This is a genomic window from Streptomyces sp. NPDC002619, assembly GCF_042889305.1.
Classification (GTDB): domain Bacteria; phylum Actinomycetota; class Actinomycetes; order Streptomycetales; family Streptomycetaceae; genus Streptomyces.
The window spans coordinates 57,030-71,417 of the sequence record NZ_JBIAQV010000032.1 but is presented as its reverse complement, the minus strand read 5'-3'; the positions used below and the strand labels follow the sequence as shown (position 1 = coordinate 71,417).

Here is a 14,388-nt window from a genome sequence, read left to right as displayed (position 1 = left end):
CGATCACCTTCCGCACCCCGCCACCAGAAGGGCAACGCACACATCATGACCACCCCCACGACCAAGGCGACCGGCGACGGCAGCGGCCTGATCGAGATGTCCTGGGACCCGATCACCCGGATCGTGGGCAGCCTGGGCATCCACACGAAGATCGACTTCAAGCAGAAGCGGGTCGCCGAGTGCTACAGCACCTCGTCCGTCTTCCGCGGCTACAGCGTCTTCATGCGCGGCAAGGACCCGCGCGACGCCCACTTCATCACCAGCCGCATCTGCGGCATCTGCGGCGACAACCACGCCACCTGCTCGGTGTACACGCAGAACATGGCCTACGGCGTGAAGCCCCCGCACCTCGGCGAATGGGTCATCAACCTCGGCGAGGCCGCGGAGTACATGTTCGACCACAACATCTTCCAGGAGAACCTGGTCGGGGTCGACTACTGCGAGAAGATGGTCAAGGAGACCAACCCGGGCGTCCTCGAACTGGCCGAACGCACCGAGGCCCCGCACGCCGCCGACCACGGCTACCGCACCATCGCCGACATCATGCGGTCCCTGAACCCCCTCGAGGGCGAGTTCTACCGCGAGGCCCTCCAGGTCAGCCGCTACACCCGGGAGATGTTCTGCCTGATGGAGGGCCGCCATGTGCACCCCTCCACGCTGTACCCGGGCGGCGTCGGAACCAACGCCTCGGTGCAGCTCTTCACGGACTACCTCAGCCGTCTGATGCGGTACGTGGAGTTCATGAAGCGCGTCGTCCCGCTCCACGACGACCTGTTCGACTTCTTCTACGAGGCCCTGCCCGGCTACGAGGAAGTGGGCCGCCGCCGTGTCCTGCTCGGCTGCTGGGGCGCCCTCAACGACCCCGAGTACTGCGACTTCACCTACGCCAACATGACCGACTGGGGACGGAAGATGTTCGTCACCCCGGGCATCGTCGTGGACGGCAAACTGGTCACCACCGACCTCACCGAGATCAACCTCGGCATCCGCATCCTGCTGGGCAGCTCCTACTACGACGACTGGCAGGGCAAGGAGCAGTTCGTCACCCACGACCCGCTCGGTAACCCGGTCGACCCGCGCCATCCCTGGAACCAGCACACCATCCCGGCCCCGCAGAAGCGGAACTTCGACGACAAGTACAGCTGGGTCATGTCCCCGCGCTGGTTCGACGGCAAGGACCACCTCGCCCTGGACACCGGCGGCGGCCCCATCGCCCGCCTGTGGTCCACCGCGCTCGCCGGACTCGTCGACACCGGCGGCGTGAAGGCCACCGGCCACAGCGTGATCATCAACCTGCCCCGCACCATGACCCGGCCGGAGACCACCTTCGAGTGGAAGATCCCGAAGTGGAGCAACGCGCTCGAACGCAACCGCGCGCGCAGCTACTTCCAGGCCTACACCGCCGCCCTCGCCGTGCACTTCGCCGAACAAGGCCTCGCCGAGGTCCGCGCCGGACGCACTCAGACCTGGGAGAAGTTCGAGGTCCCCGACGAGAGCATCGGCGTGGGCTTCACCGAGGCCGTCCGCGGCGTCCTCTCGCACCACATGGTCATCCGGGACGGCAAGATCGCCAACTACCACCCATACCCGCCCACCCCGTGGAACGCCAGCGTCCGCGACTCCTACGGCACGCCCGGCCCGTACGAGGACGCCGTGCAGAACACCCCCATCTTCGAGGAGAACCCGCCGGACAGCTTCAAGGGCATCGACATCATGCGCACCGTCCGCAGCTTCGACCCCTGTCTGCCCTGCGGCGTCCACATGTACGTCGGCGATGGAAAGACCGTGCAGAAGATGCACGTGCCCACCGGCCTGAGCGGACTGGGCGGATGAGCGCCGCCACCACGCCGGGACACGCCGAGCGGGCGGGACGCCGTATCGAGGAGATGCTTGACCGGCTGGCCGCGACCGGGGATCCTGACGCGATCGAGGCGGCCGAGGAACTCGTGCGCTCCCTCATGGAGTTCTACGGCGCGGGACTCGCTCGGATCCTCCAGCTCCTGTCGGCCCCCGAGGACCGGCGGCTCCAGGAGACCCTACTCGCCGACGACCTCGTCGCGAGCCAGCTCGTCCTGCACGACCTGCACCCCGAGGACCTGCCCACCCGCATCATCCGCGCCGTCGACACGGTCCAAGGTGGTGGCCTCGACATCGTCGCCTTCGACGAGGCGAGCGGCACCCTGAGTCTGCGGGCGTCGGCCGCCGGAGGATGCGGCTGCGCATCGGGCGCCACGGACGCACAGCGGGCAGCCGAGGACGCGCTGGCCTGCTTCGCGCCCGAGGTGGCGGCTGTGGAGGTACGACAGGCGGAGCCCGTCCTGCTCCAGATCGGCACGCCTCCCGGGGCTGGTGCGTGAGCGCGCCCCCGGCCCCGGCCCTGGCAGCCGGCCTGCGCCGCTTCCTGACCGGGCGTCCGCCGCAGCCGGAGCGCTGCGGACTGTGCGCCACACCGGTGGACGACGGCCACCACCGCCACCTCGTCGACACCGAGAAGCGAGCCCTGGTCTGCGCCTGTCCCGCCTGCTTCCTGCTGATGGAACAGCCGGGCGCCGAAGTGGGCCGCTTCCGCGCCGTCCCGGACCGCTACCTCACCGACCCCGACCACCGGCTCGACGACCGGGCGTGGGACACCCTGCGCATCCCGGTCGGGGTCGCGTTCTTCTTCCGCAACACCGCGCTCGACCGCCTCGTCGCCCTCTACCCGAGCCCCGCCGGGGCCACCGAGAGCGAACTGGAACCCGAGGCGTGGACCGCGGTCCTCGGCGACACCGCCCTCGCCGACCTGGTCGTACCTGACCTGGAGGCACTGCTGCTGCGCCGCACCGACGACGGCATCGTCTGCTACCTGGTCCCGATCGACATCTGCTACGAACTCGTCGGCCGTATGCGCCTGTTGTGGCAGGGCTTCGACGGCGGGGCCGAGGCTCGTGCCGCGCTGGACGCGTTCTTCGCACACGTCGAGCGCCGGGCCGGGACCGTCGGCGCGGAGGACCGGCCATGACCGAACTCTCCTTCGCCTGTACCGGCGTTCGCGCGGACCGCTACGCGGCTGGACCCACCCTGGTGTTCCGGCTGCGCGTCACCACGCCCGACGACGAACCCGTGCACGCGCTGGCGCTGCGCTGCCAGATCCGCATCGAACCCGCGCGCCGCGGCTACGACCGCGGCGAAACCGATGGGCTCGTCGACCTCTTCGGTGAACCGTCCCGCTGGGGCAGCACCCTCCAGCCGGTGCAGTTCGCCCAAGTCCCTGTGATGGTCCCCGGGTTCACCCGGGAGACCGAGACCGAACTCGTGGTGCCCTGCACCTACGACATGGACATCGCCGCCACCCGCTATCTCGCCGCGCTCGACGGCGGGGAGGTGCCCCTGCTGATGCTCTTCTCCGGCACGGCCTTCACCGGAGCGGGCGGCTTCCGGGTCGAGCCCGTCCCCTGGGACCGGGAGGCGACCTACCGGATGCCGGTCGCGACCTGGCGCGAGATGGTCGAACAGCACTTCCCCGGCTGCGGCTGGATCCGGCTGCCCCGCGACACCATGGACGCCCTGCTGGCCTACCGGTCACGGCAGGCGCTGCCGTCCTGGGAGGCGACCGTACGGGCCCTGCTGGCGCAGGCCGACACGCCTTCGGTACGGGCCCGCGCCCTCACCGGCACGAACGGAAGGACGGCCCCGTGAGCGTGACCGCGTTCGCCCCACAGACCGAGGCCCGCTTCGCCCTGGCCCGGAAGGTGGCCGACGCCGTCCTCTTCGAGGGCTACGTCCTGTATCCGTACCGGGCGTCGGCCGCGAAGAACCGGCTGCGCTGGCAGTTCGGCGTGCTGGTGCCACCCGGCTGGGGCGCCGACTGCGAGGAACACTCCTTCCAGCACACCGAGTGCCTGATGGAACCCAAGGCGGACACCACCCTCGCCGTCGAGCTGCGCTTCCTGCGCGCCAGGCGCCGTACCGTCCAACGGGCCCTCTCGGACGGTGAGTTCGAGACCGTGCCGGAACTCCGGCTGGAAGACCGGGTGTTGGTCCCCTGGGACGAGGGCGTCGAGGAACACCTCGAGGCGGTCGTGCCGGTGGCGGAGCTCCTCGCCGGAGACGTCACGATCCCCTTCGACCTGCCGGACGGCGAAGAGTACGAACCCGTCGGCGACGCCTCCGGGCGCACGGTGGGCCGTACCATCCACCGCTACGAGCGCACCGACGGACGGCTGTGCCTGTCGGCGTGCGAACTCGACGGGCCCTACCGCGTCGTGCGGCTGACCGCCGTCGTCGAGAACACCAGCACCTGGACCCCCGAGGCCGCACACACCGCCGACCGGGACGCGGCCCTGCCGCGCTCCCTTGTGGCTACACACCTCCTCATGGCGCTGGACAAGGGGCGGTTCCTGTCGATGACCGATCCCCCCGAGTGGGCCAAGGGCGCGGTCGCCGCCTGCCGCAATCTGCACACCTGGCCGGTCCTCGCCGGTGAACCCGGCCGCGCGGACGTGGTGTTGTCCTCCCCGATCATCCTTGAGGACCACCCGGCCGTCGCACCCGAGAGCCCTGGCGCCCTGTACGACGCCACCGAGATCGACGAGATCCTCGCCCTGCGCACCGCCGCCCTCACCGACGAGGAGAAGCGCGAGGCCCGCGGCACCGACGAACGGGCCGCCGCGGTCATCGAGTTGGCGGACTCGCTCCCCGCCGAGGTGCTGGAACGGCTGCACGGCGCGGTGCGCGGCCTGCGCGAGGTCACCGGGCCCGAGCCGTTCGAGGAGCCGGAGAATCCGGACACCCCGTGGTGGGACCCCGCGAGCGACCCGGGATTCGACCCCGGCCACGACCACACCGTCGTCGACGGACGGCCCGCGAGCGCCGGCAGCCGCGTCCTGCTCCGCCCCGGCCTGCGCCGCACCGACGCCCAGGACCTGTTCCTGCACGGCCGCACCGCGACCGTCGAGGCCGTGCTGTACGACATCGACGGCGCCGTGCACCTCGCCGTGACCGTGGACGGCGACCCGGGCGCCGACCTGCGCCGCGAACAGGGACGCTTCCTGTACTTCCAGCCCGATGAACTGACCTGGCCGGAGGGCGACGCATGAGCCCGCCCGGCAAGGACGCCCGGGTCCTCGTCGCGGGCATCGGGAACGTCTTTCTCGGCGACGACGGCTTCGGGGTGGCCGTCGCCCGCGCACTGGCCGGACACCGACTGCCCGCCCACGTCGAGGTCGCGGACATCGGGGTGCGGGGCGTGCACCTCGCCTACCAACTCCTGGACGGATACGACACCTTGATCCTGGTCGACGCCACCGCTCGCGGTCAGGCCCCCGGCACCCTGTACGTGATCGAGCATGAAGATCTCGGCGTATCAGGACCGCTTGACGGCCACCGTATGACCCCCGACGCCGTGCTCGCCCTGCTCGGCACCCTCTGCGCGGGCACCGGCGGACAGCCACCGCGCCGCACCCTGATCGTCGGCTGCGAACCGGCCACCGTGGAAGAGGGGATGGAGCTGAGCGCCCCCGTGTCCGACGCCGTACCGCGAGCGGTCCAACTCATTGTGGAGCTCCTGGGCGCGTCCCCGGAGTCCGAACCGCGACCCCTGGCCGGCGAAGCCGCGAAGTGAGGAGACAGGCATGAAGAAGATCGTCGTCGGTGCCCTGATCGCCGTCGCCGCCGCGCTCGTCGTGCAGTCCCTGCCCGACATCCGGCGTTACCTGCGGATCCGCAGCATGTGAGCGCCGGCCCGGCGCGGGACCGTGCACTGCTGCGAACGGCGGACCCGGACGGGCCTTGGCGGCGCGCCGAGTCATCGGTCCGGGACACCGCACCTGTAATGGACGCGGCCATTCGCGCACCCAGGGCCCGCGCCGGGACGGAGACAGATGCACGAGATGTCCATCGCCCTGGCGGTGATCGACCAGGTGGAGGAAGCGGCCGCACGAGCCGGCGACGTCACCGCGGTGCGCTCGGTGCGGCTCCAGGTGGGCGAACTGGCCGGTGTCGTCCCCGACGCCCTGTCCTTCTCCTTCGAACTGGCCCGTGCCGGCACGCTGCTGGAAGGCGCCGAACTCGTCACCGAAACGGTGCCGGGACGGGCCCGCTGCGGAGCCTGCGCACACGAATGGGCCGTCGGCATGCCGCCCCGGCTGAGCTGCCCGCGCTGCGACGGCGGGACCACCGACCTGCTGGCCGGCCGCGAGCTGCGCATCGCCGGTGTGGACTGGGATGACGGGACGACGTCTGCGGCCACCCGCGAACCGATCCTCGAGGAGCGCTGAATCATGTGCCGTACGGTCGACCTGCATCAGGCCGTCCTCGCCAGGAACGACGAGGCCGCGCATGCCCTGCGCGCACACCTGACAGCCCGGGGCACCACGGTCGTCAACCTGCTGTCCAGCCCAGGCAGCGGCAAGACCGCCCTCCTGGAACACGAACTGACGCTGGCGCGCGAGCGGTCCGTGCCCGTGGCCGCGCTGACCGCGGACCTCGCGACCGAGAACGACGCGGCACGGCTGGCGCGTTCGGGAGCGCCGGTGAAACAGGTCCTCACCGATGGGCTGTGCCACCTGGAGGCCGGGATGCTCGCCCGCCATCTGGAGGGCTGGCTGCCCGACGCCACACGGCTGCTGTTCGTGGAGAACGTCGGCAACCTGGTGTGCCCGGCCTCCTACGACCTCGGCGAGACACTGCGGGTCGTCCTCGCCTCGGTCACGGAGGGCGAGGACAAGCCGCTGAAGTACCCCACCGCCTTCGGCCTCGCGCAGCTGGTCGTCGTCACCAAGACCGACATCGCCGAGGCGGTGGACTTCGACGAGGCGGGGTTCCGCTCGAACGTCGAGCAGGTCAATCCCGGCGTCGAGGTGCTGCTGACTTCGGTGCGCCGGAACCAGGGGCTCGGCACCCTGCTGGACCGGGCCCTGGCCGCGGCGGACGGCGCCGCGCCGCACCGACCGGTCATGGCCCGGCACGCGCACGAGCACGCCGCGCACACCGGCGTCACGGCGGCCTCCCACCCGTGAGCGCCACCCAGGTCACGGGCTGGACGGCGCAACGCCGCCGCGTCACCGTGCGAGGCGTGGTCCAGGGGGTCGGATTCCGGCCTTACGTCCACTCCCTCGCCACCGCGCTGGAGTTGACGGGGCACGTGACCAACACGCCGGACGGGGTGGTGGTCGAGATCGAGGGCGTGCCCGGAGCCGTCGCCCGGTTCTGCGGCCGTATCGCCATGGACGCTCCGCCCCTGGCCCGTGTGGACTCCGTCGACCACCACGAGGTGGCCGTCACCGGCGACACCGCGTTCACCATCCTCGCCTCCCGGGCCGACGGACCCGCGCGCGCCCTGATCCCCCCGGACACGGCGACCTGTGCCGCCTGCCTGCGCGAACTGACCGACCCCGCCGACCGGCGCCACCGCCATCCCTTCGTCAACTGCACCCACTGCGGCCCGCGGTTCACGATCGTCACCGGTCTGCCCTACGACCGGGCGCACACCACGATGGCCGGCTTTCCGCTGTGCCCCGGCTGTGCCAGGGAGTACGCCGACCCCGCCGACCGGCGTTTCCACGCCCAGCCCGTCGCCTGCCCGGACTGCGGTCCTCGGCTGCGCCTGCTCGTGCGCCGGCCGGGCGACGACGTTCCCGGGGAAGGCACAGACGCGGAGCCGGTGGCCGAGGCACGACGGCTGCTGGCGCACGGGAAGATCCTCGCGGTGAAGGGGCTGGGCGGCTACCACCTGGCGTGCGACGCCGGCAACCCGGATGCCGTCGACCTCTTGCGGCGTCGTAAGGCCCGCGGTGACAAGCCGTTCGCGCTGATGGCCCGGAGCCTCGACGACATCGAGCACCTCGTGCGGATCAGTGCCGAAGAGCGTGCTCTGCTCAGCGGAGCCACGCGCCCCATCGTGCTGCTGCGCCGCAGGGGAGATGGGGCGGGCGTGTGGCCGACGGACGGTGTCGCGCCCAGAAGTCCCGACCTCGGCGTCATACTGCCGTACACACCCCTGCACCACCTCCTGTTCGGGCTGCCCGGGGACCCCGACGGACCCCGGCTCCTCGTCATGACCAGCGGCAACGTCTCCGGCGAACCGATCGTCACCGACGACGCGGACGCCCTCGAGCGGCTCGCGCACCTGGCCGACGGCTGGCTCGCGCACGACCGGCCGATCCATGTGCCGTGCGACGACTCGGTGATGCGGGTGTGCGACGGAAAACCGCTCGTAGTGCGCCGCGCCCGCGGATACGCGCCGCTGCCGCTGGACCTCCCGGTACCGGTGCGTCCGGCCCTGGCGGTCGGCGGCGACCTGAAGAACGCGTTCTGCGTCGGCGAAGGGCGGCGTGCCTGGCTGTCGGCGCACATCGGCGACATGGACGACCTCGCCACCCAGCGGGCCTTCGCACGCGCCGTGGAGCAACTGGAGTCGATCACCCCCGTACGGCCCGAACTGCTCGCGGCCGACCGGCATCCCGGCTACCGCTCCGCCCAGTGGGCCGAGCGCAACGCGGCCGGCCGGCGGGTCGTGCGCGTCCAGCATCACCACGCCCACGTCGCCGCAGCGATGGCCGAACACGGACTGGAGGGCGGCCGGCCCGTGATCGGCGCCGCATTCGACGGCACGGGGTACGGCGACGACGGAGCGGTGTGGGGCGGTGAGTTTCTGCTCGCGGACTACACCGGCTTCATCCGCTTCGGGCACCTCGCCTACGTCCCGCTGCCCGGCGGTGACGCCGCGGTCCACCGGCCCTACCGCATGGCCCTCGCGCACCTGCGGGCGGCCCGCCTCGCCTGGGCGGACGACCTGCCCTGCGTGACGGCCTGCCCCCGAGACGAACTCGCTGTCCTCTCCCGGCAGTTGGAGCGTGAATTCAACTGCGTGCCCACCTCCAGCATGGGACGTCTATTCGACGCCGTGGCGTCCCTCGCCGGCGTCTGCCACCGGGCCGGTTACGAGGCCCAGGCGGCCATGGAGCTGGAGTCCGCCGCCCTCTCCGCCCCGCCGGAGGACACGGCTGCGTATGCCTTCGCCGTGCACTCGGCGGACCCCCGCCCGCTGCGCGCCGACCCGGCCCCCGTCCTGGCGGCGATCGTGGACGACCTACGGGCGGGCGTGCCGACGGCGTGGATCGCGGCCCGTTTCCACCGGGGCGTCGCCGCCCTGGTCCACCGCGTCTGTGCCCAGGCTCGGGAGCGCCACGCACTGGACACCGTGGCCCTCACCGGCGGCGTGTTCCTCAACACCCTGCTCTCCTCCGCCTGCGCCAAGGCCCTGGAGGCGGACGGCTTCACGGTGCTGCGGCACCACCGAGTCCCGCCCGGTGACGGCGGACTGGCCCTGGGCCAGCTCATGGTGGCCGCCCACGCCGCCCGCACCGACAGCCCCAACTGATCGACCGGACATACGACTTCACAGCGAGGAGAGGCCCATGTGCCTGGCGGTACCCGGCAGAGTGCTGGAGATCGAGGAACGGGACGGCACCCGCATGGCCACCGTCGACTTCGGCGGAGTGGTCAAGGAGGTGTGCCTGGAGTACCTGCCCGACCTTCAGGTCGGCGAGTACGCCATCGTGCACGTCGGGTTCGCCCTGCAGCGCCTCGACGAGGAGTCTGCACGGCAGACGCTCGAGCTGTTCGCCGAACTCGGCGTGCTGCAGGAGGAGTTCGGGGATCCCTGGGAAGCGGCCGCCGGGCAGGAGGCGCGGAAGTGAAGTACATCGACGAGTTCCAGGACCCGGCTCTGGCCAGGCGGCTCCTCGACGAGATCCACGCCACGGTGACCAGGCCCTGGGCGGTGATGGAGGTGTGCGGCGGGCAGACGCACTCCATCATCCGGCACGGGATCGACCAACTCCTGCCGAAGGAGGTCGAGTTGATCCATGGTCCCGGTTGTCCCGTGTGCGTGACCCCGCTGGAGGTCATCGACAAGGCCCTGGAGATCGCCTCCCGCCCCAAGGTGATCTTCTGCTCCTTCGGCGACATGCTCCGCGTGCCCGGCACCGGACGGGACCTCTTCCAGGTGCGCGGCGCGGGCGGGGACGTACGGGTCGTGTACTCGCCGCTCGACGCCCTCAGGGTCGCCCAGCAGAACCCGGACCGCCAGGTGGTGTTCTTCGGCATCGGCTTCGAGACGACGGCGCCGCCCAACGCCATGACGGTCCATCAGGCCCGAAAGCTCGGCATCCGCAACTTCAGCCTGCTGGTCTCCCATGTGCGGGTGCCCCCGGCCATCGAGGCGATCATGCGCTCCCCGAACTGCCGCGTGCAGGGCTTCCTGGCCGCAGGCCACGTGTGCACCGTGATGGGCGTCGACGAGTACCCGAGGCTGGCCGAGAGCCACCGCGTCCCGATCGTCGTGACCGGCTTCGAGCCCCTGGACATCCTGGAGGGCGTCCGCCGGACCGTGGCCCAGCTGGAACGAGGCGAGCACACCGTCGAGAACGCCTATCCGCGTGCCGTCCGCGCCGAGGGGAACCTGGCGGCCAGGGCCATGCTGGAGGACGTCTTCGAGGTCACCGACCGCGCCTGGCGCGGCATCGGCGTGATCCCGGACAGCGGGTGGCGGCTGTCGGCCAAGTACCGGGAGTACGACGCCGAGTTGAGGTTCTCCGTAGAGGGCATCCGCACCCGCGAACCCGCCGAGTGCCGCAGTGGCGAAGTCCTGCAGGGACTGCTCAAGCCGTACGAGTGCGAGGCGTTCGGCACCCGCTGCACCCCCCGCACCCCCCTCGGAGCCACCATGGTCTCCAGCGAGGGCGCCTGCGCCGCGTACTACCTCTACCGGCGCCTTGAGACCACCCCGACCGCCCGGGAGGCGAGCCCCGTTGGCTGACAGCAGCACGACCACCCTGGACCCCGCCGCCTGGACCTGCCCGGCACCGCTGCGCGACCAGCCCAGGATCGTCATGGGCCACGGCGGGGGCGGCACGCTCTCCGCCGAACTGGTCCAGCACGTCTTCGCGCCCGCGTTCGGCGGAGCCGTACTTGCCCAGATGGGCGACGCCGCCGCGCTCAGCCTGGGCGGTGTGCGACTCGCCTTCTCCACCGACTCGTACGTCGTACGGCCGCTGTTCTTCCCCGGCGGCAGCATCGGGGACCTCGCCGTCAACGGCACCGTCAACGACCTCGCCATGAGCGGTGCCCGAGCCGCCTACCTCTCCTGCGGATTCATCCTGGAGGAGGGCGTCGAGGTCGAGACCGTCTCCCGGGTCGCCGAGGCGCTCGGCGCCGCCGCCCGGAGTGCCGGGGTCGAGGTGGCGACCGGCGACACCAAGGTCGTCGAAGCCGGGCACGGGGACGGGATCTACGTCAACACCGCAGGCATCGGCCTGATCCCGGTGGGTGTCGACCTGCGTCCGCAGCGCGTCGAACCCGGTGACGTGGTGATCGTCAGCGGTGCGGTCGGCGCGCACGGCGTGGCCATCATGAGTGTGCGCGAGGGCCTGGAGTTCGGGGTCGAGATCGTGAGCGACTGCGCCCCACTCGGCGGCCTGGTGGAGGCCATGCTGGCCGTCACCCCGGATCTGCACGTCCTGCGCGACCCCACCCGCGGTGGCCTGGCGGCGGCTCTCAACGAGATCGCGGCCGCCTCGGGCACCGGCGTCGAGATCACGGAACGGGACGTCCCCGTCCCGCCCGCCGTGGCCAACGCCTGCGCGGTGCTGGGCCTCGACCCGTTCTACGTCGCCAACGAGGGCAAGTTGGTGGCGTTCGTCCCGCGCCGGCACGCAGACGCCGTACTGGAGGCGATGCGGGCCCATCCGCTGGGCGCCGAAGCCAGGATCATCGGCGAGACGGTGACGGAGCACCCCGGCATGGTCGTGGCCCGCACCGGCCTGGGCGGCACCCGAGTGGTCGACATGCCGCTGGGGGAGCAGCTGCCGAGGATCTGCTGACGTCCCCTCAGCCATATGCGGGACGCTTGTCGTACCGGAGTGTGTCCCCGATCGGGCGGTGCGCTCACCCGACTCGGTGAGCGCCCGCGTTCGCGCGTACCACCGGCGCACGGAGGGCGTTGCTCCGGCCATGGACCGAGAACCCCTTGCGCCGAAGAGTCCGCCCGCGGGCGGCACCACGTCGCGCCGGTTCGCCGAACTGACCCACGGCCCCTGGGGCTGCACGCCCATCTACACCGACCTCCTGCTGGAGTGGCACGCCAGGGGCCGCGCCGTGCCCGCGCAGCCCGACGTGCAGTGGGCCTCGTTCGCCGACGTGCCCTGCCAGCCGTGAACCGGGTTCGTGCGGGTTGCGAATTCCCGTGCCGTGGAAGGACGTTCACTCCCCGCGGAGCACCGTCAGCGTGCCGTTGGCCTGCCGCAGGGCGAGTTCGAGGGTGTGGGGTGCGTGGAGCTTTCCGGTGCCGTCGGGCGGGATGAGCCACTCCGAGAGCCCCGCCGGGCGATAGGGCGGGGGCACCGCCACCCAGGAGCCCTTGGTCGCGTGCCGCAACCCGGCACCGATCCAATGGCTCGTCGGATCGGGTGGCAGGAAGAAGCCGACCCGATGGGACCCGGTGTCCACGAGCGTGGGTCCCGGCACGGACAGGGTCGGCCGCCACAGCAGGTCGAGGGTGAACAGGCCCAGTTCGTCGGGAACGCTGACCACGTCCCAGTAGCGGCCGGCCTCCAGCAGCGCGATGCCGTCGCCCTGGTCCCACTCGCGCTTGCAGGTCCGCGGGTCCGACGCGGCGGCCGCGAGCCACTCCACGCCTTGCATCCACATCGCGTTCCTCATCTGCTGCTCCGGGTGATCTCTCGCCCGACTCCGCGCCGGGACGGTACTCGCCGGGCGCACGGTGCGGCTCCACACCATCTCGGCATATGCATCCTTGTAGATATTTCTATGGCGGGGAAGGGGTGGCGTGGCCTGGCGTTTACGGCCGGGATGCTCGAACTTCGCGCAGGGGTTCGCCAGTTGGGCGGAGGAGCGTGTACGGAGTCGCGGCGGCAACCGTTTCGAGCGCCGTGACGATGGATTCGAGCGTGAGTGCTTGATGGCCTCGCACATTCGAGCGTAGGGTGACTTCATTCTGTCGTCGTCCCCGCCTGAGGTACCCCATGGACCGCACACGTCTGCACCACCTCCTGGCCCGCGAGAGCGCCGAGGCCGAGCGCCGAAACCCGCGCTCTCGGGCGGCGTACGCCGGGGCCGACCACCTCTTCGGCCGGGTGCCGATGACCTGGATGAACAAGACCGCCGGAGCCTTTCCCCGCTATCTGGCGACGGCCCGCGGGGCTCGCGTCACCGACATCGACGGGCACGAGTACGTCGACTTCTGCCTCGGCGACACCGGAGCCATGGCCGGTCACTCGCCCGCCGCGGTCACGGAGGCGGTGCACCGCCGGTTCGCCGAGCAGGGCGGCGCCACCGCCATGCTCCCCACCGAGGACGCCGAATGGGTCGGCGCCGAACTCACCCGCCGCTTCGGCCTGGCCCGCTGGAGCTTCTCGCTGACCGCGACCGACGCCAACCGCTGGGCGATCCGGCTCGCCCGGGCCGTCACCGGCCGCCCGAAGATCCTGGTGAACAGCTACAGCTACCACGGCAGCGTCGACGAATCGCTCATCGTCGTCGGCCCCGACGGCCGCGGCACCGCCCGACCCGGCAACGTCGGCGCCCCCTGCGACGTCACACTGACCAGCAGAGTCGCCGAGTTCAACGACCTGGCGCAGCTGGAGCGCGAACTCGCCCACGGCGACGTCGCCGCCGTCCTGATGGAGCCCGCGCTCACCAACATCGGCATCGTGCTGCCCGAGCCCGGCTATCTGGCCGGCGTGCGCGCCCTCACACGGCAGTACGGCACGCTGCTCATCAATGACGAGACGCACACCTTCTCCGCCGGACCGGGTGGCTGCACCGCCGCCTGGGACCTGGAGCCCGACCTGCTGACCATCGGCAAGGCCATCGGCGGCGGCATCCCGGCCGGCGCCTACGGACTGGCCGCCGACCTTGCCGACCGGCTGCTCGGCCGCGACGACCTGGACCTCGTGGACATGGGCGGAGTCGGCGGCACCCTGGCGGGCAACGCGCTGTCGGTCGCGGCGACGCGGGCCACTCTGGAGCACGTGCTCACCGACGAGGCGTTCGCCCGGATGACCAAGCTGTCCGAGCGCTTCGAGGCCGGTGTCGGACAGTGCATCGAGACCCATGCCCTGCCCTGGTCGGTGAGCCGCCTCGGCGCCCGCACCGAGTACCGCTTCACGAGCCCGGCACCGCGCACCGGCACCGAGTCCGAAGCGGCCGGCGACCCCGAGCTGGAGGACTTCCTTCACCTCTACCTCGCCAACCGCGGCATCCTGCTCACCCCGTTCCACAACATGGCCCTGATGTGCCCCGACACGACGGAGCAGGACGTCGACACCCACACCGAGGTCTTCGCCGCCGCCCTCGCCGAACTGATCGCCTGAGACGCGCCATCCG

At 71.3% G+C, this 14,388-nt stretch carries 16 protein-coding genes; 15 read left to right on the top strand and 1 reads right to left on the bottom strand.

The features are described from left to right. Positions 1-45 precede the first annotated feature (45 nt). The 14 genes from ACFYXB_RS34165 to ACFYXB_RS34100 all read left to right on the top strand — a co-directional run bounded on the left by ACFYXB_RS34165 (position 46) and on the right by ACFYXB_RS34100 (position 12,198). Positions 46-1,833, top strand: a complete 1,788-nt coding sequence (locus ACFYXB_RS34165; RefSeq protein ID WP_351362376.1) for a nickel-dependent hydrogenase large subunit — start codon at positions 46-48, stop codon at positions 1,831-1,833. After that, positions 1,830-2,357 (top strand): hypothetical protein, encoded by a 528-nt coding sequence (locus tag ACFYXB_RS34160; RefSeq protein ID WP_389588946.1) that lies wholly within the window; start codon positions 1,830-1,832, stop codon positions 2,355-2,357. The genes ACFYXB_RS34165 and ACFYXB_RS34160 overlap by 4 nt, the downstream gene beginning before the upstream one ends. After that, the gene (locus tag ACFYXB_RS34155) at positions 2,354-3,001 is read left to right on the top strand and encodes a DUF5947 family protein (RefSeq protein WP_389588945.1); all 648 of its coding nucleotides are present in this window, start codon (positions 2,354-2,356) and stop codon (positions 2,999-3,001) included. Before ACFYXB_RS34160 ends, ACFYXB_RS34155 begins: the two co-directional genes overlap by 4 nt. Beyond that, on the top strand, positions 2,998-3,678 hold the full coding sequence (locus ACFYXB_RS34150; RefSeq protein WP_389588944.1) for a DUF6084 family protein: 681 nt from the start codon (positions 2,998-3,000) through the stop codon (positions 3,676-3,678). The genes ACFYXB_RS34155 and ACFYXB_RS34150 overlap by 4 nt, the downstream gene beginning before the upstream one ends. Further along, entirely contained in the window at positions 3,675-5,078 is a 1,404-nt protein-coding gene (locus ACFYXB_RS34145; RefSeq protein ID WP_389588943.1) for a hypothetical protein, read from the top strand. The genes ACFYXB_RS34150 and ACFYXB_RS34145 overlap by 4 nt, the downstream gene beginning before the upstream one ends. Next, on the top strand, positions 5,075-5,602 hold the full coding sequence (locus ACFYXB_RS34140) for a hydrogenase maturation protease (RefSeq protein ID WP_389588942.1): 528 nt from the start codon (positions 5,075-5,077) through the stop codon (positions 5,600-5,602). The genes ACFYXB_RS34145 and ACFYXB_RS34140 overlap by 4 nt, the downstream gene beginning before the upstream one ends. 10 nt (positions 5,603-5,612) lie before the next feature. Continuing rightward, on the top strand, positions 5,613-5,714 hold the full coding sequence (locus tag ACFYXB_RS34135) for a DUF6893 family small protein (RefSeq protein ID WP_389588941.1): 102 nt from the start codon (positions 5,613-5,615) through the stop codon (positions 5,712-5,714). Positions 5,715-5,861: 147 nt separating this feature from the next. Beyond that, positions 5,862-6,257: a hydrogenase maturation nickel metallochaperone HypA gene (locus tag ACFYXB_RS34130; protein WP_389588940.1), complete on the top strand. Its 396-nt coding sequence runs from the start codon at positions 5,862-5,864 to the stop codon at positions 6,255-6,257. 3 nt (positions 6,258-6,260) lie between these two features. After that, the gene (hypB, locus tag ACFYXB_RS34125; RefSeq protein WP_351362356.1) at positions 6,261-6,998 is read left to right on the top strand and encodes a hydrogenase nickel incorporation protein HypB; all 738 of its coding nucleotides are present in this window, start codon (positions 6,261-6,263) and stop codon (positions 6,996-6,998) included. Then, positions 6,995-9,361, top strand: coding sequence for a carbamoyltransferase HypF (gene hypF, locus ACFYXB_RS34120; RefSeq protein WP_389588939.1), 2,367 nt, complete (start codon positions 6,995-6,997; stop codon positions 9,359-9,361). The genes hypB and hypF overlap by 4 nt, the downstream gene beginning before the upstream one ends. Before the next feature lie 37 nt (positions 9,362-9,398). Continuing rightward, the gene (locus tag ACFYXB_RS34115) at positions 9,399-9,680 is read left to right on the top strand and encodes a HypC/HybG/HupF family hydrogenase formation chaperone (protein ID WP_389588938.1); all 282 of its coding nucleotides are present in this window, start codon (positions 9,399-9,401) and stop codon (positions 9,678-9,680) included. Next, positions 9,677-10,801 (top strand): hydrogenase formation protein HypD, encoded by a 1,125-nt coding sequence (gene hypD / locus ACFYXB_RS34110; RefSeq protein WP_351362348.1) that lies wholly within the window; start codon positions 9,677-9,679, stop codon positions 10,799-10,801. The genes ACFYXB_RS34115 and hypD overlap by 4 nt, the downstream gene beginning before the upstream one ends. A 73-nt stretch (positions 10,802-10,874) precedes the next feature. Further along, positions 10,875-11,864: a hydrogenase expression/formation protein HypE gene (gene hypE, locus ACFYXB_RS34105; RefSeq protein WP_351362388.1), complete on the top strand. Its 990-nt coding sequence runs from the start codon at positions 10,875-10,877 to the stop codon at positions 11,862-11,864. Positions 11,865-11,994: 130 nt separating this feature from the next. Continuing rightward, a complete protein-coding gene (locus ACFYXB_RS34100; protein ID WP_389588937.1) occupies positions 11,995-12,198 on the top strand; it encodes a hypothetical protein in 204 nt (67 codons plus the stop codon). A gap of 45 nt (positions 12,199-12,243) precedes the next feature. Here ACFYXB_RS34100 and ACFYXB_RS34095 read toward each other — a convergent pair whose 3' ends face one another. Next, the gene (locus ACFYXB_RS34095; protein WP_389588936.1) at positions 12,244-12,702 is read right to left on the bottom strand and encodes a hypothetical protein; all 459 of its coding nucleotides are present in this window, start codon (positions 12,700-12,702) and stop codon (positions 12,244-12,246) included. Positions 12,703-13,025: 323 nt separating this feature from the next. On the opposite strand from ACFYXB_RS34095, the gene ACFYXB_RS34090 reads away from it, so the two are divergent. Continuing rightward, positions 13,026-14,375 (top strand): transaminase, encoded by a 1,350-nt coding sequence (locus ACFYXB_RS34090; RefSeq protein WP_389588935.1) that lies wholly within the window; start codon positions 13,026-13,028, stop codon positions 14,373-14,375. The last annotated feature ends 13 nt before the right edge of the window (positions 14,376-14,388 follow it).